The organism is Vibrio sp. J502, assembly GCF_025397955.1.
Classification (GTDB): domain Bacteria; phylum Pseudomonadota; class Gammaproteobacteria; order Enterobacterales; family Vibrionaceae; genus Vibrio; species Vibrio anguillarum.
In genome coordinates, this window is record NZ_CP104554.1 from 1,531,873 (window position 1) to 1,552,148 (window position 20,276).

Sequence of the window (20,276 nt, forward strand, 5' to 3'; positions counted from 1 at the left end):
GCCTCAATGAGCGGGCTTTTTATTTTGTCGAATAGCTCACATTACATTGCGCAATAAAACAGCGAAACCCCCAAAGCGAAGATTGGGTCTCTAAGAGGATTATGCGAGTATGGACGACAGGAACATTAAAATTCATCAAGGAGGTCTTGTGAATAAGACCATTGAAATTAAAAGCTTAGGCCAAATTGACGTAATCAATATGTCCGTGCCTTATACCCAAGATCCAACACGTCTATTTCATACGCTATGTGAGTCAAAAACAGATTGTTTGCTATTAGAATCCGCCGAGATCGACTCAAAACAGGATCTCAAAAGTCTATTATTGGTTGATGCTGCCGTGCGCATCACTTGCTTTGGTCACGTTGTCACTTTTCACGCATTGACAGACAATGGTCAACAGCTCATCGAACATCTACAGCGTAATATTAAAACGGATATTGAACATCAGTTACAACAAAATACCTTAACACTTCAATTTCAAGCACCATGTGACACGCTAGACGAAGATTCTCGCCTACGCGAAGCCTCTTCTTTTGATGCACTACGTCTCGTGCAGCACAGTTTCGATCTTCGTCATCACGATAAACATGCCCTCTTTCTAGGCGGTTTATTTGCCTACGATTTGGTGGCCAACTTCGAACCGCTAGGAAATGCCGATACGACTAATCAGTGTCCAGACTACGTTTTTTATATCGCAGAAACCTTGTTGGTGATTGACCATAAAACTGAGCATTGTCAGTTGCAAGCCAGTGTTTTTAACCCCACGCCAACAATGCGCGAAACATTAATTACTCGTTTACAAGAGATCGCGCAGCAATGTGCCGCACCCAAATTACTACCGCAAGCCAAAACCGTAGCTAACGTAAGCGTGACAACGAATATTTCTGACCAAGAGTTTTGCAAGACCGTTCAAGCGTTAAAAGAATTTGTCGTGAAAGGCGATGTTTTTCAGGTGGTCCCTTCTCGCCGATTTACTCTGCCTTGCCCTTCACCACTTGCTGCTTATAAAAAACTGAAAGAGAGCAATCCAAGCCCTTATATGTTTTATATGCAAGACGAACGCTTTACTCTGTTTGGCGCTTCTCCTGAAAGCGCATTGAAATACGCCACCGAAACCAACCAAATTGAGATTTACCCTATCGCAGGGACTCGCCGCCGTGGTAAACGCACCGATGGTTCAATTGATTTTGATTTAGATAGCCGCATTGAACTTGAGCTACGTTGCGACAAAAAAGAGAACGCTGAACACATGATGTTGGTCGACCTTGCGCGCAACGATGTCGCACGTATTGCACAAGCAGGAACGCGCCACGTCGCTGATTTATTGAAAGTGGATCGCTACAGTCACGTTATGCATTTGGTTTCTCGCGTGGTGGGTCAACTCCGAAGCGATCTCGATGCACTGCACGCTTACCAAGCGTGCATGAATATGGGCACACTCACTGGTGCGCCGAAGATTCGCGCCATGCAGCTTATCCGTAACGTGGAAAAAGCCCGCCGTGGCAGTTACGGTGGCGCGGTAGGCTATCTTACCGGGGAAGGCGATTTAGATACTTGCATTGTGATCCGCTCGGCTTATGTCGAACAGGGTATTGCGCAAGTTCAAGCGGGCGCTGGGGTCGTTTATGATTCAGACCCTCAATCGGAAGCCGACGAGACACGTGGTAAAGCACAAGCCGTGATCTCTGCAATTCAAGCCGCGCATCAGGAGTAGCAGACATGGCCAACATTATTTTTATCGATAACTTTGATTCCTTTACCTACAACCTTGTTGATCAATTCCGCTCACTCGGCCATACGGTGACGGTTTATCGCAACAACATCGCCGCACAGAGCATTGAACAAGCGGTCTTTCAATTGAATGAACCGCTGCTGCTGCTCTCCCCCGGACCGGGCGCGCCCGCAGACGCGGGATGCATGCCACAATTAATCCAACGCCTTAAGGGCAAAGTGCCGATCATTGGCATCTGTTTAGGTCACCAAGCGATTGTTGAAGCTTACGGCGGCACCGTCGCGGGTGCTGGCGAAATTATCCATGGCAAAATCTCGATGATGGAGCACCAAGATCACCGTATTTACCAACAGCTACCGTCACCACTAGCCATTGCTCGTTATCATTCCCTAGTGGCTACTGAAGTTCCGGATAGTTTAACCATCACGGCTGAGGTTGATGGGCTCGTGATGTCCGTGGTGCAAGAGCAAGATAAAGTGTGCGGCTTTCAATTTCATCCAGAGTCCATCATGACTACTCATGGTGCAGCATTGCTTGCCAATGCGATCGATTGGGCTTTAGAAAAAAGTACCCACTAACGGATTTATAGGGATATTTTATGGAAAACATCATTAATAAACTTTACGCGCAGCAGTCGCTCTCGCAAGCAGAAAGCCAGCAACTGTTTGATGTCATCATCCGTGGTGAACTCGACTCTATTTTGATGGCAGCGGTATTGACGGCACTGAAAATTAAAGGTGAAACACCCGATGAAATTGCTGGCGCAGCCAAAGCATTATTGGCTAACGCGGCCCCGTTTCCAAGGCCAGACTATGATTTTGCAGACATAGTCGGCACTGGTGGTGATGGCTCAAATACTTTTAATATTTCAACCACCGCAGCATTTGTTGCTGCTGCCTGTGGCGTAAAAATTGCCAAACATGGTAATCGTGGAGTATCGAGCAAATCAGGCTCTTCTGATCTACTGGATTCATTTGGTATTAACCTTGCGATGAGCGCTGAAAATACTCGCCAAGCCATCGATGACTTGGGCGTCGCTTTCCTATTTGCGCCGCAATATCATGGTGGCGTGCGTCATGCGATGCCCGTGCGCCAAACCATGAAAACGCGCACTATCTTCAATATATTAGGACCGCTAATTAACCCTGCTCGCCCCAACATTGAACTGATGGGTGTTTACAGTAAAGAACTGGTTCTGCCTATTGCCCAAACCATGTTACAAATGGGATTGAAACGTGCAGCGGTCGTTCATGGCAGTGGTTTAGATGAAGTGGCGATTCATGGTGAAACCTTAGTGGCTGAAATTCGTGATGGACACATCATCGAATACACCTTAACACCTAAAGATTTTGGTGTTGAAAGCTACCCACTCGAAGCTATTCAAGGTGGTGAGCCTGCGGAGAATCGCGCCATTATCACCAACCTGCTGACAGGGAAAGGCACGCCAGCGCAACTGGCTGCCGTCGCTGTTAATGTGGCGCTGCTGCTGCGTCTTTTTGGCCAAGAAGATCTCAAAGCCAATACACAACAGGCCATTAGTGTAATGAACTCGGGCAAAGCCTATCAGCTTGTCCAACAACTGGCACAAAGAGGTTAAGCCCCATGCCTGAGCAACTTTCTGACCACATTTCAACCCAGCATACTCAAATGGCTGAAGTGTTGGCCAAAATCGTCAATGACAAATATGAATGGGTCGAGCAGCGTAAAGCGCAGCAACCATTGGGCAGCTTCGAACATTTATTAACCGCATCGGATCGCTCGTTTTATGATGCGTTAAATACGGGTAAAACCGCTTTTATTTTGGAGTGTAAAAAAGCGTCCCCTTCCAAAGGACTCATTCGCCAAGATTTTGATTTGGATTATATCGCCTCGGTTTACCATCAATATGCAGACGCCATTTCAGTTTTGACTGATGAAAAATATTTCCAAGGCAACCTCGAATTTCTGCCACGCGTTCGCGCGCAAGTAAGCCAACCTGTGATTTGCAAAGACTTTATGGTTGATGTTTATCAGGTTTATTTGGCTCGTCACTACAGTGCAGATGCCATTTTATTGATGCTGTCGGTCCTTGATGATCAACACTATCAAACGCTAGCCAATGTGGCTCACCTACTGGGTATGGGTATTTTAACCGAAGTGAGCAATGAGGAAGAGCTGCACCGGGCAGTCGCCCTGCAAGCGAAAGTTATTGGCATTAATAACCGCAACTTGCGCGATCTCTCAACCGATCTAAATCGCACTAAACAGCTGGCACCTTTACTCCCAGAAGGAACCATGATCATCTCGGAGTCTGGCATTTATACCCACCAACAAGTACGTGAACTTTCACAATACGCCAACGGATTTTTAATCGGCAGCTCGTTAATGGCCGAAGAAAATTTAGAGCTAGCGGTACGCAAAGTGACGCTCGGCGAAAACAAAGTGTGCGGCTTAACTCATGCTGACGATGCGGCCAAAGCCTATCAAGCTGGAGCCGTATTTGGTGGCTTAATTTTTGTACCGCAATCCAAACGTTATGTCGACTTGGACAATGCACGTTTGACGATGAGCGGTGCGCCGCTGCGCTACGTGGGCGTGTTTCAAAATCACACTATTGAAGCCATTACGCAGATTGCTACGACGTTAAAACTCTTTGCGGTGCAACTGCATGGCGAAGAAGATCAAGCCTATGTTGACCAATTGAGAGCTCACTTAACTAGCCAGATTGAAATCTGGAAAGCTTATGGCGTGAGCGACTGCCTGCCGACCAAACTTGAGCGCCACATTGACCGTCACTTATTCGATGCCAAAGTAGGAACGCAATCTGGCGGCACTGGCCAACGTTTTGACTGGCAATTACTAACCGAGGTAAACGATGTCATGTTGGCGGGTGGCTTATCCCCTGAAAATGCTCAGCAAGCAGCAAACATCGGTTGTTTAGGGCTCGATCTCAATTCAGGTGTTGAGAGCGAACCGGGGAAAAAAGACTTACACAAGCTAACCCTAGCGTTCGACGCTATTCGGCAGTACTAACACTAAATCGATTCCCATTGGCTTGAAAAGAGAGTGACTCACCCAGCCGCAAGGTCAAGTAGCAAGGGATAACAACAGATTCATTACCGCTGAATCACTCAGCAGTAACACAGAGGCTAAGGATACGAATCATGGCAAAACTCGATGCCTATTTTGGCGAATACGGTGGTCAATACGTTCCACAAATTTTAGTACCAGCGCTTGACCAATTGGAACAAGCTTTTATTGATGCGCAGGAAGATCCTGAATTTCGTGCTGAATTCATGACGTTACTACAAGAGTATGCAGGTCGGCCAACGGCGCTAACTTTGACGCGAAACCTCACGAAAGGCACAAAAACCAAATTGTACTTAAAACGTGAAGACTTATTGCACGGTGGCGCACACAAAACTAACCAAGTACTTGGTCAGGCACTGCTTGCTAAGCGTATGGGTAAACATGAAATTATTGCCGAAACAGGCGCAGGGCAACATGGTGTTGCAACGGCGTTGGCCTGCGCACTACTGGGGCTAAAATGTCGCGTTTATATGGGCGCAAAAGATGTTGAACGCCAAAGCCCCAACGTGTTTCGTATGAAGCTGATGGGCGCAGAAGTGATCCCCGTTCATTCAGGATCAGCAACACTTAAAGATGCGTGCAATGAAGCGCTACGTGACTGGTCTGCCACCTATGAAACCACCCACTATTTATTAGGTACAGCAGCGGGTCCTCACCCATTTCCAACCATAGTCCGTGAATTTCAACGTATGATTGGCGAAGAAACGAAACTGCAAATTTTGGCTCGCGAAGGTCGTTTACCAGATGCGGTGCTTGCTTGTGTCGGCGGCGGTTCGAACGCGATTGGCATGTTTGCTGACTTTATTGAAGAAAAGAATGTCCGTTTGATTGGCATTGAGCCAGCAGGAAAAGGCATTCATACCCACCAGCATGGCGCGCCATTAAAGCACGGCAAGACAGGTATTTTCTTCGGTATGAAATCACCTTTGATGCAAGATGAAAACGGGCAAGTGGAAGAGTCTTACTCGGTGTCCGCTGGGCTTGACTTCCCTTCTGTTGGCCCTCAGCACGCTCATCTTTATGCGACAGGCCGCGCTGAGTACGAAAGCATTACCGATGACGAAGCACTCGATGCTTTCCAATCGATCGCACGTAACGAAGGCATTATTCCCGCGCTGGAATCATCACATGCGGTTGCTTACGCCGTGAAGATGGCGTATGCCGAGCCAGAAAAAGAGCAGTTATTGGTCGTAAATCTATCCGGTCGCGGCGATAAAGATATTTTCACCGTCCATAAACTATTAGAAGAGAAAGGAGCGCTGTAATGGATCGCTATCAAACCCTATTTCAGCGTTTAGCTGACAACAATCAAGGTGCGTTTGTTCCATTTGTGACCATCGGGGACCCAGATCCAGAGCAATCACTGCGCATCATGCAAACGCTAGTGGAAGCAGGAGCAGACGCATTAGAACTCGGTATCCCTTTCTCTGATCCGCTCGCTGATGGCCCTACCATCCAAGGGGCGAATATTCGTGCACTGGATGCAGGGACGACTCCAGATATCTGCTTTGAGTTGATCACCCAAATTCGCGCGCAATATCCTGACCTGCCTATCGGACTACTCATGTATGCCAACCTCGTTTATTCACGCGGCATCGAGAACTTCTACCAACGCTGTAAAAATGCAGGTGTAGATTCAGTATTGATCGCCGATGTTCCGACTAATGAAAGCCGTGAATTTGTCGCGGCGGCAGACAAATACGGGATTCAACCCATTTTCATCGCACCACCCACCGCCAGTGATGAGACCCTAGCAGCGGTCGCCAAACTTGGCCGTGGCTATACTTATCTACTGTCTCGATCCGGTGTGACAGGAGCAGAAACAAAAGCCAATATGCCAGTACATGCCTTGTTGGAAAGACTGAACCAATTTGATGCCCCACCCGCATTGCTTGGGTTTGGGATATCAGAACCTGAGCAAGTCAAACAGGCCATCAACGCCGGTGCCGCTGGCGCAATATCGGGATCCGCAGTGGTGAAAATTATTGAACAACGACTTAATCAGCCAGATGAAATGTTAACGACTCTCAGCCATTTCGTTTCCAGCATGAAAGCAGCGACGTTGAAATAAATTGGTTTACAGCAAAAACCAACCCGATCGATTTCTGAGTCAAACCAAGAAATCGATCTTTTTTTTAACATTTACGCCTCGCCAAATTCATTCATAAAACACAAATCAACCACTCATTGAATTGACAAAACAAATAGCAAACGTTTTCTTTTTGAAAAAACCACGTTTCATGTCAATGAACTATCAATAATCTTGTCAATTTACCTTGTTACCATATTGCTAAATGTAAAATATCCGTGTAAAAAGCTAGTCGAGATATTTATCCACCGATTGATATTTATGTAGTGGGTAACACTAGGAATTTACAATTAATTAGCACAGAGGTTATGGAAGTGTTAAACAAAAAGAGTTTGTTAAGCAACATTGGCGTGCAAGTCGTCATTGCAATGATCATTGGTACTGCCGTTGGTGCCATGATGGGACACGATGCGGCCGTCTTTTCGCCACTGGGTGTCATTTTTATCAACTTAATTAAGATGCTGGTGATCCCACTGGTGGCCGTTGCGCTTATTTCCGGTGCTGCGGGCCTTGGTAATAGCCACGCGGCGGGTAAAGTCGGTTTTGTCACACTCAGCTTTTTTGCGGTCACTTCCGCACTCGCCGTGACGCTGGCACTGGTAATGGGCGAAGTCTTCCAACCGGGTATCGGCGTCGATATTTCGGGCGTTGAAGGTATGTTTTCTGCCGAATACGCAGCAAAAGGTGAACTACCTACTTTTTGGGCAACCATTACGGGTATGATCCCAACCAACGTTTTCCAGTCACTGAATAATGCCAACATTCTACAAATTCTTGTTTTTTGCTTGTTCTTTGGCATTGCCATTTCTAAACAGAGCAAAGAAAAACGTGACCCGATCATCAATGGCGTAAACACTATTGTTGATGCCATGGTGTGGATGATCAACAAAGTGATGATCATCGCGCCTATCGGTGTATTCGGTTTGATGGCTGAAGCCGTCGGCACGTTTGGTTTTGGTGCATTGATGGTGGTATTTAAACTGTTTGTCGTTTATGTCGCGGCCATTTTAATTTTCGGCTTTATTGCTTACCCGCTGATGATTCAGGTCTTAACCAAGACTTCGGCTAAGAAATTTATCCTTGCGATGAAAAAGCCTCAAGCCGTAGCCCTTTCAACCGCTTCATCAATGGCGACACTCCCTGTCACTATGGATACCGTAGAACACGACCTTGGCGTACGCAACTCAACGGCCGCCTTTGTTCTGCCGTTAGGTGCCACCATCAACATGTCTGGCAACGCCATCTATTACGGTTTAGTTGCGATTTTCTTCGCCCAGCTATTCAATATTGATCTCTCGATGGGCGCTTACATTGCCATCATCGTAACAGCGACACTGGGCGCCGTCGGTCAGGCAGGTGTTCCTGGTCCTTCTTTCCTTGTAGTAGCCGTTTTGCTAGCGGCTGGAATTCCAATTGAAGGTTTACCACTACTCTTCGCCCTAGACCGTATCTTCGACATGATCCGTACCGCGCTCAACATCACAGGGGATGCCGCGTGTGCCGTTATTGTTGATGCTTTGATTGAAGAAGAAGCCACTGAGGCCTCATTGAAGCAGCAAAAAGCCTAACTCATCACAGAGCATCATTGATCCAATACAAGCCGCATCCTATGCGGCTTTCTTTTTGCATCGCAATTTGCAAAAAAAACAGTTCTCATACTAAAGTTAATCATTAAAGCGCCCTATGACTGACGATAAAGTTGGCATTGCGATTGCTATAATAAACGACACCTCTTTCGTGCCACATAGCAGCGGCAAACTTTTGGCGTTAGCACGAATCGACTTGGAGTATGAGTAATGGATATTGATCGTGATACTTATTATGGTTTGATTCACCACGGGATCCGAGAATTGGTTATCGATCGGATTGGCCATTTCAGTGAATTTGAATACCACCAATATCTAGGCTTAATTACTGGCAAAGATTCCTGTTTTTCAATGACAGATGAAGAATTGCAGATAGCTGTCGCCAATTTAAAAAGTGAAGGCTATTTAGAAGATATGAAACGAGCAATACCACAACTTGAAACCAGCGGCTGGGAACGCTGATCCATTTCTAGTTAATTTGTTTCGAATTGTCTCTTTCTATTTAGCTCTGACACGGTTTTGGTTAGACTGTGCTCAACGTTTAAATCGGAAGCATGAATACGAATGAAGCAACTTATTGATTTTATACCACTTATCATCTTTTTTGCCCTTTTCAAGATGTACGACATCTATGTCGCCACAGGGGCACTTATCGTAGCCAGTGCGGTACAGATTGCCCTGACCTACGCACTGTATAAGAAAGTTGAAAAAATGCAGATCATCACGTTTTTGATGGTGACTATCTTCGGTGGTATGACGATTTTCTTTCACGATGACAATTTCATTAAATGGAAAGTCACCATTGTTTACGTTGTTTTTGCCTTGGGCTTGACCATCAGCCACATCATGGGCAAATCAGCCATTAAAGGAATGCTTGGCAAAGAGCTAACCTTACCTGAACACGTATGGGCAAAAATCAACTGGGCATGGGTTTTCTTTTTCAGCGTTTGCGCTGTACTAAACATCTACATTGCATATCAACTGCCATTGGATGTTTGGGTCAACTTCAAAGTATTTGGCTTATTAGCCGCAACTTTTGTTTATACCTTATTAACGGGTGTTTTTATCTACAAACACCTGCCAAAAGAGAAGCAAGTTTCCGAGAGCAAACCCTCCTCGCACGAGCACTGATTACACTAACCTTCTCGCTAGGACTCATTCAGAGGACTCTTTGAGTGCAAAACAGGCTGTCTTTGGTATAATCCGTCCCTATTTTTCAGCGACCACTTTGGTCGCTGTTTTGTTGTTGTGGATGTCGAAAAATGAATCAGGAAAATAGCGCCCCAAGGGGCCAATTATTGCTACGCACCTTAGCCATGCCAGCAGATACTAACGCCAACGGTGACATTTTCGGTGGTTGGATCATGTCTCAACTCGACTTGGCTGGCGCAATTTTAGCCAAAGAGATCTCATTTGGTCGCGTTGTCACTGTATCTGTTTCTAGCATTACGTTTAAAAAACCCGTCAAGGTAGGTGATGTGGTGTGTTGTTATGGTGAATGCACCAAAATTGGCCACACTTCAATGTCCGTCAATCTTGAAGTATGGGTAAAACCCATCAAATACGACAGCGTGGGAGATCGTTTCCAAGTATGTGAAGCAACCTTCAATTATGTCGCCATTGATACCGATGGCCGCCCTCGACCGATTAAGCCTAGCAACTGATCACAGAAATTCAGTTTGGTTGCTTTCAATACGCGCCAGTTTCAGTACAGTAAGGCCTCGACTTTATTATCAAACAATAAGGATATCAATATGTGGTACGTTATTTTCTCTCAAGACGTAGAAAACTCGTTGGAAAAACGCATGAGTGTCCGGCCACAACATTTAGAGCGCTTACAAACCTTGCAAGATGAAGGTCGTCTATTAACTGCAGGGCCAATGCCAGCAATTGATTCGGAGAATCCAGCAGAAGCTGGGTTTACGGGGTCAACAGTCATCGCTGAGTTTGATTCGTTAAGACAAGCTCAAGCATGGGCGGATGCCGATCCTTATGTTGCTGCCGGTGTGTATCAACATGTTATCGTTAAACCCTTCAAGAAAGTGTTTTAAGATGAAAGTCATTCTCTGTGCTCTGTTGACAACGCTGGTACTGGTGGGTTGTAGCTCGAATGGTGATCAGCAAAAATATTTGGAAGCCGTAGCCAGTAATCGCGCGAATGTGATTAGTGCTGAGTTACCCTTAGAGTTTGGGCCTTTGTCCGTGATGCGTGCCAGTGCTAAAGGCAGTACGGTGGAAATTATGATGATTTACAATGAGGATCAAAAAGGAGCAAAGCCGATTGATCAAGTGTTGAAAACCAGCATCAATACCTACTGCTCGGATTCAACCACACGCGCTAACCTCGACCTCGGCTTAACTTATCGAATTAAAATGCGCAATACGCGGGGCCAACTTGTTGTGGACCAATTCATTAGTAAAGCAACTTGTTCGGCACAATAGTCCTCCCCTTATTAGTGATGACCACCACTTTATTCGTAAAAAACAGAGGCTTCATTTGAGGCCTCTGTCAAGATTAATGTGGCTTAACTTTGCTGGGGTTTAAGCTCTTTGCGCAGCGCTTTAGCTGCTGACACTAAGTTGGTCAGTGCTGCCTCCACTTCATTCCAATTGCGCGTTTTTAAGCCGCAATCAGGGTTAACCCATAATCTCTCTGCTGGAATTTTTTCCGCCGCTTTACGCAACAAACCTTCAATCCACTCTTGAGAGGGAATGTTTGGCGAGTGAATATCGTACACACCTGGGCCAATTTCATTCGGGTAGTTAAACTCTTCAAACGCTTTGAGCAGTTCCATATTCGAGCGAGAAGTTTCAATCGTAATCACATCGGCATCCAGTGCCGCTACTGAGTCAATGATTTCATTAAATTCGCTGTAACACATGTGAGTGTGGATCTGCGTTTCGGGTTTCGCACTCGCCGCCGCAATTTTAAATGCCTCAACCGCCCACGCCAGATATGCTTGATGGTCACGCTTCTTCAATGGCAACCCTTCACGAATCGCAGGTTCATCAATTTGGATGATGTTAATGCCCGCTTGCTGCAGGTCTGCCACTTCATCACGCAAAGCAAAAGCCAACTGCTGAGTGATGGTTTGACGAGAAACATCTTCACGAGGAAACGTCCAGCATAAAATCGTTACAGGTCCAGTCAACATTCCTTTCATTTGCTTCGCAGTCAATGATTGAGCATAAGTAGACCACTCCACCGTAATCGGTTTTTCACGTTCAATATCGGCCACCACGATAGCCGGTTTTACGCAGCGTGAACCGTAACTTTGCACCCAGCCAAATTGCGTAGTCTGGAAACCGGCTAAGTTTTCAGCAAAGTACTCCACCATGTCGTTACGCTCAGCTTCACCGTGCACTAACACATCGAGATCAAGTGCCTCTTGACGTTTTACTGCATCGGCAATGTGCCCTTTCAATGCATTGATATAATCAGCGTGTGCCAGTTTACCTTGGCGGTAAGCACTGCGCTGATGGCGGATCTCACTCGTTTGAGGGAATGAGCCTATGGTTGTCGTTGGCAAAAATGGCAACCCTAACACTTCAGCTTGGTGATGAGCGCGCTCTGAATAAGGTGCACTGCGCTCAGAGAGTGCCGCCGTTATGCTGTTGACTCTCGCCTGTACATGCGGTTTATTAACGTGAGTTGCCGTTTTACGTGCAAGTATCGGTTGGCTATAAGTTTCACAGGCCAGAATCGCCGCGTCATCACCGTCCAGTGCCTTACCAAGTAAAGCAACTTCTGTCACTTTTTGTTTGGCAAATGCAAACCAACTTTGTACTTCATCACTGAGCTGCTGCTCAAGATCTAAATCGACCGGGCTATGCAAGAGTGAACACGAGCTCGCAATCCACAGACGATCCCCCAGTTGCTGCTTCACTGGCTGTAAACGAGCCAATAACGTCGCAAGATCGGCGCGCCACACATTGCGTCCATTGACCACACCTGCCGAAAGTACCCAATTTTTTGGCAATTTCTCTAGTACCGCGTTCAATTGATCGGCAGAAGCGGAGAGATCGATGTGCAATCCATTTACTGGTAGCTCAATGATTTTATCGAGCGTATCAAGCACCGAATCAAAATAAGTAGTCAGTAACAGTTTTGCATCACCAGCGATCACTTGATAAGCCAACTTAAATGCATCTTGCCACTTTGGTTCTAGCTCTAACGCTAAAATAGGCTCATCGATTTGTACCCATTCCACTCCTTGTTTAGCAAGCTTAGCTAAAATTGCTTGATAAGCGGTCAATAAACGAGGCAGTAAGGTCAGGCGATCAAATCCCTCTTCGACCTCTTTACCCAAGTAGAGGTAGCTCAGCGGGCCAAGCAGTACAGGCTTAACTTGGTGGCCTGCTTTCGACGCTTCATTGACTTCCTCAAACAGTTGGGGCCAGCTGACTTCGAACGTATCGTCTTGGCTGAACTCCGGCACAAGGTAGTGATAATTGGTATTAAACCATTTAGTCATATCAGAAGCTGCACTTCCGCTACAGCCGCAACCCGCTTGTGATTGACCACGTCCAACGCGAAAGAGTGTATCTAAATCAGGAAAGCCGTTTTTATGGCGTTTAGGAACGTGTCCAAGGAGCAATGTGGTTGTGAGTACGTGATCGTACCAAGCGAAATCGCCTACGGTTGAAAAACTCAGACCCGCTTGTTGCTGCTCAGCCCAGTTTTTCTGACGAATGTCATGCCCTACTTGCAGTAACTGCGCTTGATCGCTTTCGCCACGCCAATATTTTTCTAACGCAAATTTCAGTTCGCGTTTTTCACCAATGCGTGGATAACCTAAGATGTGAGTCGTCGTTGTCATGTCCCTAGTCCTTTTGCTGTTGATCGTGTCTGATTCTTTATCGCATTAGATAAAGATGTCTGGATGGCCAGACTATCCATCTAAACTGACCCACAGACAAGGTGCAATTATTCAACTTGTTTATTAAAAAAATTCATGTTGATTGCAGAGAGCTTTAATTGACATCAGGATAAATAGACGTCTAGATGTTTACAGCTCCATATTAAAAGCGTAACTTAGCTCAGAACAGCAGAATGGTCACCGTGTTGATGCGACCCACGATATTGGTATCAACCACCGTTCTCTCAAAGGAATGAAGGAAAATAATGGCAATGATTGAACTTAAGCATCTGAAGACTTTAGTTTCTTTAAGGGACAGCGGCTCACTCACCTCAACAGCTACCGCGCTCCATTTGACGCAATCGGCCCTTTCACATCAGATTAAAGATCTCGAAACACGCATTGGCGGGCCACTGTTTCTACGTAAAACTCGCCCAGTGAAATTTACCTCAGAAGGAGAGATCCTACTGAAACTGGCTGACGAGATCCTGCCAAAGCTGGCCAGAGCTGAAAATGATTTAGCCAGTTTGAAAGAAGACGTCAATGGGCGCTTACACATGGCGATTGAATGTCACTCTTGCTTTCAATGGTTGATGCCAGCGCTGCGCGAATATCAGCTTGCTTGGCCAAGTGTGACGTTAGATTTTTCGTCCGGCTTTGGCTTTGAACCTTTATCCGCATTGCTGGCCGGCGAACTTGATTTGGTCATCACTTCCGATATTTTGCCTCGCTCAGAGGTACATTACGAACCACTCTTTGATTTTGAAATGCGCCTTATCACCTCTACAACTCACCCGCTTGCGGGAAAATCGGTGATTGAACCAGAGGATCTCGCCTCACAAACGATACTCACTTACCCCGTACAAAAGCAGCGTTTGGATGTGGTGAAACACTTTCTACAACCTGCTAGTGTTGAACCCGCGAAGTGGAAACAAGCCGACAACACTTTGATGCTAGTACAAATGGTCTCTGCTGGATTAGGTGTGGCAGCACTGCCAAATTGGGCCATCAGCGAGTTCTCTAGGCAGGGGCTTATTACCAGCAAGCCACTAGGGAAAGGTTTATGGCGTCGACTATTTGCCGCAACACGCCACAGCGAAAAAGATCGCCACTATTTACAAGCTTTTTTTGCCACCGCGCGCCAACAATGCAAAAGCCACCTTGACGGGATCAAGATGGCTTAAACTATTCGTCGTGTCGACATGGCTATTTGAATGACAGTGTGGTTGGTTAACTGTCACTGCACGCTGCTTAGCACTAGCGTTGGTTCGCTTTAAATTGGTTGGTCAGTGGGTCGTATTGGTAACCTAAAACATCCAGCTTACCGACTACATTTTCTCTATCCATTTCATACATACTGGCAAGCTCTTCGAAGCTGTCACACTCTAAGCGTAGCTTCTCATTGACGATGCCAAGTAATATATTGCTATCAAAACGGCTGACGTTACTCAAATCCATGGCTCACTCCTATAGCAAAGAGACCACTAAAGACTAGCGGTAAAATTCGCACTAAAGAGTGACCCAGGTCTAGAGATTAAACAAACCTTGAAAACAAATACTGGCTGCCAGCATCAATAACAAGGCTGCCGTTAATTGAATTTTCTCAGCGCTTTTGGCAAACAAGATATGCAAGCACCACACGATAATACCTGCAATCATGAAACCGAATGTCGTTAGTAACGGCAATGTTGCTTGAGCCAACGTTTCGTCATCTAACCCGTACGCGTGCGGCACAACGCATAAAGCGATCCCCATCGAGCAGAGAATGCCCACAACGGGTAGAACTCGATGGAAAGCTTGTAAACGCGAGCGCGCTATCGTTAGTAGAAGGTGCGAGAAACTCGCGCCCAACAAACCAACCAACAGCAACATGGCGATAGAAGCTGACCAATGACCCTGCTCTGATATCTGAATCGCGACATAAGCCAAGGCAAGGCCATTCGCCAAATACAGTGCCCATAACGGGCCTTCATCTCGAGTTTTCTTGGTTTGAACTTGTGAATAGAAATAGAAGATGGAAAAGACGACCAAAAAGGCTTCAATTTTTAGTGAAGCCACTGCCAACCAAAGCACACCAATGGCTGGCAATACGCGATGAATACGGCCACGTTGTCCAGGACAAATATCCCCTTTGACCAGCACTAACGTCAGTAAGATTTGCGCACCGAGCAGCATGGGTGAAAAAACAGAAAGTAAGGTTTGAATCATAATCTAAACATCATCTGGAAACATCTGGGCGCGATAATAGCAAAGAGTAAGCGCGGATGCCCAGAGAAGGTTACTGACTTTCGGCCAAATACCTCAGCACGTCCGCTTGAGTCAATAAGCCTTTGTAACGAGTGTTATCGACCAGTACCCATGGAAACGCATGTCCTTTTTCGATCAAATTCACCACTTGATTCAGCTCGGTGTACGCGTCAAGCTGAGTGAAATGAAATTTCATGATCTGATTCACGGGCTTACGCCATACGGCCGCTTCACGCGTGGTTTCAAGATCGGTCCCCATGTTCGGCGTCAGATATAAATTGAGTGAGGCTACATCGACGATGCCGACACACTCTCCTTGATTGACGACTGGCAGCACATCAACTTTAGTCGCTTTAATATACTGATAAGCAAGAGAGATTGGCTCACTGGGATCCAGATGTGGTTTCCCCTCTTTGAACAGATTGAGCAAACAGTTGGGCTTTCGCTCTTGTTCCACTTTAGCGCCTGAATACACAAAACGGTTACGATACTCCTTGGCCCGAACCAGTTCCTTAAGCGGTAGTGGTTTTGAAAAAATATAGCCTTGTATGTAGTCAATGCCCAATGATTTAAGCCCCCAAACCTCATGCTCTGTTTCCACCCCTTCAGCAACCACTTTCACGCCGAGTGTGTGCGACAGCTCAGTGATCATTTTAACAATGCTGTACTTATTGCTGTTGACCTGAATGTCCGTGACAAACTCGCGATCTATTTTTAAATAATCAAAATTGCAATCACTGAGGTAGGTAAAAGAGGAATAACCCGTACCAAAATCATCAATCGCAACCGTTACGCCACGCGATCGAAGAGCATTGAGGGCATCAACCTGATGAGATTGGCTATCAAAATAGGCGCTTTCAGTTAGCTCAATGGTGACTGATTGAGGCGTATCCGTGTAGCGATCAATGATCTCCATGGTATTGGTTAAAATCTGCGTCGCATCCATTTTGGTATTGAAAGAGCGGTTGATTGTTACCCCAACACCTTGGCCAAACAAGGTTTTTATCTTTGGTAAATCTTGCAAAGACAAGATACTGACACAACGATCAAGCTCGGCAATCAAATCCAGATCTTCCGCGATACCAATCATTTCTTGCGTGGTAAAAGGTAAATCGGGCACAGGCTTAAAACGGCATAACGCTTCGAATTTCGCAATGTTCCATGTTTTAGTATCGACAATCGGTTGGTAGTGTATCTCCAAGTCCTTCTGCGCAATCGCTTTAGCGACTCTGTCTTCCAAGTTTTTTCTACGTTTCACTTGTTGATGTATTTCACTGTGATAGAAACTGATGTTACGCGCTTCCCCTGCATGTTGTTCAAGCATTGCTTGCATCGCATGCGTCACCATTCGAGCTGGCGTTTTTGCATCGAACCCTAAAACAGACACACCAATTCGGCCATTAATAATCGCGGCGTGCGAGCTCGATTCGTTCTTTAACTCTTTCATAAAGCGACGGATCGCATGTTGAATGAGGCGAAAGTCGGTAGTTTTTTTGCACTCTGAACAGCTCAAACTGACCAAATAAATATCTTTTCCCACATAGCCCACCAGCTTTACTTCTTTACTGCGCGCCAAAAAGCTAGAAAGCATCAAAGTTTCTGTATGATGTAGCCCTGATTCAAACGCAGGTTGAAAAGCCAAAACAATTTGTGTTTGGCCTTTGGGGTACTCCATGCAATATGTTTCGAGCAAGGCTTTAAACTTTTGTTCGGTGGGTAGTTGCGTCAAAAGATCGATATCCCCGAGCGCCGTATCGGCTACGCGATGAAGATTATCGGCTAAATCGAGCGTCATCCCTACAAAGAAAACTCGGCCATCTTGCAGTACGATTTTTTGAATCGTTAATTCTTGTGGTGCAACCAGCCCAGATGCCCGACGATTGAGAATGACACCGCTCCAATGATCTTTGGTGTTGATGTCATGCCACATCGATTGGTAAAACTCTTTGGAATGCTTGCCTGCATTAAATAGGTTGGCTTTTAATCCAAGTAGCTCATTTTGTTTGAAACCTGAATGCTGCTCAAAATAGTGGTTACAAGCCAAAACCCGCGTTTGATCGTCGGTTAGGATCAAACCATGATGTGTATTATCAAACACTCCTTCAAAAAGCTTGGCCACCTCTTGCAATGATTCCAGTTTGAGCAGCGGTCGAATCGTACCTTGCAACTGCGTGAGAGAGGTACGCTCGATAAAAATCTCCACATAAGTTAACGCCTGATCCGAAATAACAAGGTTGCAATTTAAGGCATGGCTTTTGCCACTTTCAATCACATACTTGAAGCAGCGCTTCATCTCTGCAGCTTTGCTCGGCGTCATATAACGCAATAATTCTTGAATATTGGCTATCGAAACACGGGAATGAAGTAACGCATTCGCCGCTTTCAGATCACAAATAAATTCGGAAGTCGTTAGGTTAAACGACCAATCAATCGCATCATATCGAGCCACTGGCGGTTCTCGAAGGTCTGCCTTTTCTCGTAGCTCTTGAGACTTCACCTGTGCCATATAGACTCCAACTCATTCAAATGATTTACCATTAATGGCTACAGCATAGAGCAAAACTTAATCACAAGCCGTGAGTTAGCACTAATGATGTAAATGCAGTTGCTTATTTATTATTTTAGGCCAGACAAGCCATATAAAAAACGCCGAACATCAATACACCTCAAAAGGAGTAGCCTAGAACTATCGTAATCGAAAGAAAATAACGAACATAAAATGACCAATACGTTCGTTTTATAAGCTACTGAAATACATTAACTTGCCTTATTTGATTAATATATCTTGTCGATATGATAATTATTACTGATTGACGAGATTCACTAGCCCCTACATGGTACCGTTCCCACACCCAAGAGGTGCTGGAAAAACTAATCCGAGGTACTCATGAACAAACCCCTTTTTTCAGTCGCGCTAGGAGCGCTTCTGTTTACATCTTTTCAGTTCAGTGCTTCTGGAACGGAATCCGGAATATCAACTAGAATCATCAATGGAACCCCTGCTGACGCGGGTAACTTTCCCTTTATGGTTGCCTTACACTATTCAACTCTTAAAAGCTCTTTTTGTGGTGGCAGCTACTTGGGTGATAAGTATGTACTTACCGCCGCTCACTGCGTAGCAGGAAAAAACCCGCTCAATGCAGAGGATATTGAAGTGACGGTTGGAGCGTATGACTTACGTACTAATGCTGGTCGCCGGGTAAAAGTCAAACAAATCTATTATCATGAAGCTTATGATGATGAAACTCATGCTGACTATAACGAAAGATCCAACGACATCGCCATTCTTGAATTAGAAAACTCATTACCAATACAAGCAGTCACTCGCCCTAATACTGGTGCACTTGATACGCTAGCCGCTGGCACGGCTTTAGAGATAATTGGCTTTGGGGCAACGAGTTACAGCCAACTGTTGAATAAATCGAGCAATCCTTCTCAAATCTTGCGTAAAGCCGAAATATCGTTAATTGGTACTGCACAGTGCAGAACTTTGGGTGGCGGCTATTTAGATATACAAAATGATGCTTTTTGTGCGAGCAGTTACCCGCAAGATACCTGCCAAGGTGATAGCGGTGGCCCCGTTTTTATCAATGACGGCGGTAATTTTATTCAATATGGTGTCGTTAGTTGGGGGCGTGGTTGCGGCTTACAAGACGCGGCTGGCGTTTATGCCAAAGTCGACCATTTTAATGATTGGCTGACTCAAAGAACATCAAAGGTTTCTTTCCGACAATCTCAACACAAAAACGAGATTAAGTATGGGCTTCATACCCATCGCTTTAATTTTGTAAACGGCTCTGATGAGATTATTACCGCAAACAACGTCACACTGTCTCCAGCTTCTGCAAATATCACAGCCGAAAACTGTTCACAAGGCTTGGCTCCGAGTAGCCAATGTTATGTTGATGTTTCTTATACCATTGATTCAATGATACCTGCTGATGTGCGCTTAGAGATTGACACTAACAGCCCACTAAATTTAGGAACCGTCACCTCGTCACTAAAGCTCAATACGGTTCTACAACCTGCTTCAAAATCACTAGAGGGGTTAATTACCGTACCCAATAGCAGTCTTAGTGTGAATGTAAACCCTTGGCTAGAAGAAGATGGTTGGCTACGTTCTGCCATTATGAACGATAAAGCGAGATCGGTTTTGTTTCTTGAAAACGTCCCTAAAGGAAAAGTAAGTTTTGATTTCCAAGTCTCCTCTACTTTTATTTATGATTCCTTAATTGTGAAAGTGAACGGTAGCACTTACATAATCGAAGATGGTGAACGTAGTGGCAGCAGAACGTTATATTTGAATGAAGAAGTCAACGATATCCGCTTTGAATACGTAAAGACATCAAGCACACCAACCGGCAGTGATGCGGCTTACATCAAAAATTTGAAATATGAAAAGCCTTACTCCTTTACCTTACCCCCACTTTCAGGAGGTTCAGGCGGCGGTAGTACTGGTGGAATGACTTTATTGTCAATGCTGGCCGCCTTATTGATTCGACGTCGTTACTTGAGCCACTAACTCTTGTCTAAAGGTCAACCCGTTTTATTACTGGTTGACCTTTTTACTATTGGTGCATCCTTTTTATCACATATCACTTAGTATCTCTCCGACACACTTACCGCTCACTTTATTAATAATTTTCTTTATAAATAGAACGCAAAGCCAATGTTCCGCTAGATACTACCAGTGC

Annotated in this window: 18 protein-coding genes and 1 other annotated feature (1 of these 19 running past the window's edge); of the genes, 14 read left to right on the forward strand and 4 right to left on the reverse strand. The window is 45.5% G+C overall.

The genetic code is table 11. From position 1 onward, the window contains the following. Positions 1-24: a sequence feature (Trp leader region), on the forward strand; it begins 79 nt to the left of the window's first position. Positions 25-148: 124 nt separating this feature from the next. The 12 genes from N5E84_RS07140 to N5E84_RS07195 all read left to right on the forward strand — a co-directional run bounded on the left by N5E84_RS07140 (position 149) and on the right by N5E84_RS07195 (position 10,918). After that, positions 149-1,714 (forward strand): anthranilate synthase component 1, encoded by a 1,566-nt coding sequence (locus N5E84_RS07140; protein ID WP_029388172.1) that lies wholly within the window; start codon positions 149-151, stop codon positions 1,712-1,714. A 5-nt stretch (positions 1,715-1,719) separates the two neighbouring features. Then, entirely contained in the window at positions 1,720-2,310 is a 591-nt protein-coding gene (locus N5E84_RS07145) for an aminodeoxychorismate/anthranilate synthase component II (protein WP_069211936.1), read from the forward strand. A 20-nt stretch (positions 2,311-2,330) separates the two neighbouring features. Beyond that, positions 2,331-3,329, forward strand: coding sequence for an anthranilate phosphoribosyltransferase (gene trpD / locus N5E84_RS07150; RefSeq protein WP_013857143.1), 999 nt, complete (start codon positions 2,331-2,333; stop codon positions 3,327-3,329). A 5-nt stretch (positions 3,330-3,334) separates the two neighbouring features. Continuing rightward, the gene (gene trpCF / locus N5E84_RS07155; RefSeq protein WP_019281984.1) at positions 3,335-4,744 is read left to right on the forward strand and encodes a bifunctional indole-3-glycerol-phosphate synthase TrpC/phosphoribosylanthranilate isomerase TrpF; all 1,410 of its coding nucleotides are present in this window, start codon (positions 3,335-3,337) and stop codon (positions 4,742-4,744) included. A 131-nt stretch (positions 4,745-4,875) separates the two neighbouring features. Then, positions 4,876-6,066, forward strand: coding sequence for a tryptophan synthase subunit beta (trpB, locus tag N5E84_RS07160; RefSeq protein WP_013857145.1), 1,191 nt, complete (start codon positions 4,876-4,878; stop codon positions 6,064-6,066). Beyond that, positions 6,066-6,872 carry a tryptophan synthase subunit alpha gene (gene trpA / locus N5E84_RS07165; RefSeq protein WP_019281985.1) on the forward strand — a complete coding sequence of 269 codons (807 nt, stop codon included), beginning with the start codon at positions 6,066-6,068 and terminating at the stop codon, positions 6,870-6,872. Before trpB ends, trpA begins: the two co-directional genes overlap by 1 nt. 326 nt (positions 6,873-7,198) lie before the next feature. After that, positions 7,199-8,458, forward strand: coding sequence for a dicarboxylate/amino acid:cation symporter (locus tag N5E84_RS07170; RefSeq protein ID WP_038171785.1), 1,260 nt, complete (start codon positions 7,199-7,201; stop codon positions 8,456-8,458). Positions 8,459-8,686: 228 nt separating this feature from the next. Then, positions 8,687-8,938 (forward strand): hypothetical protein, encoded by a 252-nt coding sequence (locus N5E84_RS07175; protein WP_013857149.1) that lies wholly within the window; start codon positions 8,687-8,689, stop codon positions 8,936-8,938. A 102-nt stretch (positions 8,939-9,040) separates the two neighbouring features. Further along, a complete protein-coding gene (locus N5E84_RS07180; RefSeq protein ID WP_017042013.1) occupies positions 9,041-9,607 on the forward strand; it encodes a septation protein A in 567 nt (188 codons plus the stop codon). 131 nt (positions 9,608-9,738) lie between these two features. Continuing rightward, the gene (gene yciA, locus N5E84_RS07185) at positions 9,739-10,140 is read left to right on the forward strand and encodes an acyl-CoA thioester hydrolase YciA (protein ID WP_019281986.1); all 402 of its coding nucleotides are present in this window, start codon (positions 9,739-9,741) and stop codon (positions 10,138-10,140) included. Between the two features lie 90 nt (positions 10,141-10,230). Further along, entirely contained in the window at positions 10,231-10,527 is a 297-nt protein-coding gene (locus tag N5E84_RS07190; RefSeq protein ID WP_013857153.1) for a YciI family protein, read from the forward strand. 1 nt (position 10,528) lies between these two features. After that, positions 10,529-10,918 (forward strand): GspS/AspS pilotin family protein, encoded by a 390-nt coding sequence (locus N5E84_RS07195; RefSeq protein WP_017049902.1) that lies wholly within the window; start codon positions 10,529-10,531, stop codon positions 10,916-10,918. Between the two features lie 83 nt (positions 10,919-11,001). On the opposite strand, the gene metE is transcribed toward N5E84_RS07195, so the two are convergent. After that, positions 11,002-13,296, reverse strand: coding sequence for a 5-methyltetrahydropteroyltriglutamate--homocysteine S-methyltransferase (metE, locus tag N5E84_RS07200; RefSeq protein ID WP_069211937.1), 2,295 nt, complete (start codon positions 13,294-13,296; stop codon positions 11,002-11,004). 311 nt (positions 13,297-13,607) lie between these two features. Between metE and metR the strand changes: the two genes are divergently transcribed. Then, positions 13,608-14,519, forward strand: a complete 912-nt coding sequence (metR, locus tag N5E84_RS07205; RefSeq protein WP_043004290.1) for an HTH-type transcriptional regulator MetR — start codon at positions 13,608-13,610, stop codon at positions 14,517-14,519. A gap of 73 nt (positions 14,520-14,592) precedes the next feature. Here the strand turns inward: metR and N5E84_RS07210 are convergent, their stop codons facing one another. From N5E84_RS07210 to N5E84_RS07220, 3 genes are all read right to left on the reverse strand, one after another. Continuing rightward, positions 14,593-14,793 (reverse strand): DUF4250 domain-containing protein, encoded by a 201-nt coding sequence (locus tag N5E84_RS07210; RefSeq protein WP_010316942.1) that lies wholly within the window; start codon positions 14,791-14,793, stop codon positions 14,593-14,595. Positions 14,794-14,862: 69 nt separating this feature from the next. Next, positions 14,863-15,543 (reverse strand): hypothetical protein, encoded by a 681-nt coding sequence (locus N5E84_RS07215; RefSeq protein WP_019281988.1) that lies wholly within the window; start codon positions 15,541-15,543, stop codon positions 14,863-14,865. A 70-nt stretch (positions 15,544-15,613) separates the two neighbouring features. Further along, a complete protein-coding gene (locus N5E84_RS07220) occupies positions 15,614-18,088 on the reverse strand; it encodes an EAL domain-containing protein (RefSeq protein WP_019281989.1) in 2,475 nt (824 codons plus the stop codon). 381 nt (positions 18,089-18,469) lie between these two features. Between N5E84_RS07220 and N5E84_RS07225 the strand changes: the two genes are divergently transcribed. Next, a complete protein-coding gene (locus N5E84_RS07225) occupies positions 18,470-20,104 on the forward strand; it encodes a S1 family peptidase (protein ID WP_231494628.1) in 1,635 nt (544 codons plus the stop codon). Positions 20,105-20,276 lie beyond the last annotated feature (172 nt).

What these genes read in the sequence shown, in the direction of transcription:
- N5E84_RS07190 (WP_013857153.1), top strand. Translation starts at nt 10,231, where the DNA reads ATGTGGTACGTTATTTTCTCTCAAGACGTAGAAAACTCGTTGGAAAAA.
- metR (WP_043004290.1), top strand. Translation starts at nt 13,608, where the DNA reads ATGATTGAACTTAAGCATCTGAAGACTTTAGTTTCTTTAAGGGACAGC.
- metE (WP_069211937.1), bottom strand. Translation starts at nt 13,296, where the DNA reads ATGACAACGACGACTCACATCTTAGGTTATCCACGCATTGGTGAAAAA.
- N5E84_RS07180 (WP_017042013.1), top strand. Translation starts at nt 9,041, where the DNA reads ATGAAGCAACTTATTGATTTTATACCACTTATCATCTTTTTTGCCCTT.
- N5E84_RS07145 (WP_069211936.1), top strand. Translation starts at nt 1,720, where the DNA reads ATGGCCAACATTATTTTTATCGATAACTTTGATTCCTTTACCTACAAC.
- N5E84_RS07195 (WP_017049902.1), top strand. Translation starts at nt 10,529, where the DNA reads ATGAAAGTCATTCTCTGTGCTCTGTTGACAACGCTGGTACTGGTGGGT.
- N5E84_RS07220 (WP_019281989.1), bottom strand. Translation starts at nt 18,088, where the DNA reads ATGGCACAGGTGAAGTCTCAAGAGCTACGAGAAAAGGCAGACCTTCGA.
- trpA (WP_019281985.1), top strand. Translation starts at nt 6,066, where the DNA reads ATGGATCGCTATCAAACCCTATTTCAGCGTTTAGCTGACAACAATCAA.
- N5E84_RS07210 (WP_010316942.1), bottom strand. Translation starts at nt 14,793, where the DNA reads ATGGATTTGAGTAACGTCAGCCGTTTTGATAGCAATATATTACTTGGC.
- trpCF (WP_019281984.1), top strand. Translation starts at nt 3,335, where the DNA reads ATGCCTGAGCAACTTTCTGACCACATTTCAACCCAGCATACTCAAATG.
- N5E84_RS07175 (WP_013857149.1), top strand. Translation starts at nt 8,687, where the DNA reads ATGGATATTGATCGTGATACTTATTATGGTTTGATTCACCACGGGATC.
- trpB (WP_013857145.1), top strand. Translation starts at nt 4,876, where the DNA reads ATGGCAAAACTCGATGCCTATTTTGGCGAATACGGTGGTCAATACGTT.
- N5E84_RS07170 (WP_038171785.1), top strand. Translation starts at nt 7,199, where the DNA reads ATGGAAGTGTTAAACAAAAAGAGTTTGTTAAGCAACATTGGCGTGCAA.
- N5E84_RS07225 (WP_231494628.1), top strand. Translation starts at nt 18,470, where the DNA reads ATGAACAAACCCCTTTTTTCAGTCGCGCTAGGAGCGCTTCTGTTTACA.
- trpD (WP_013857143.1), top strand. Translation starts at nt 2,331, where the DNA reads ATGGAAAACATCATTAATAAACTTTACGCGCAGCAGTCGCTCTCGCAA.
- yciA (WP_019281986.1), top strand. Translation starts at nt 9,739, where the DNA reads ATGAATCAGGAAAATAGCGCCCCAAGGGGCCAATTATTGCTACGCACC.
- N5E84_RS07215 (WP_019281988.1), bottom strand. Translation starts at nt 15,543, where the DNA reads ATGATTCAAACCTTACTTTCTGTTTTTTCACCCATGCTGCTCGGTGCG.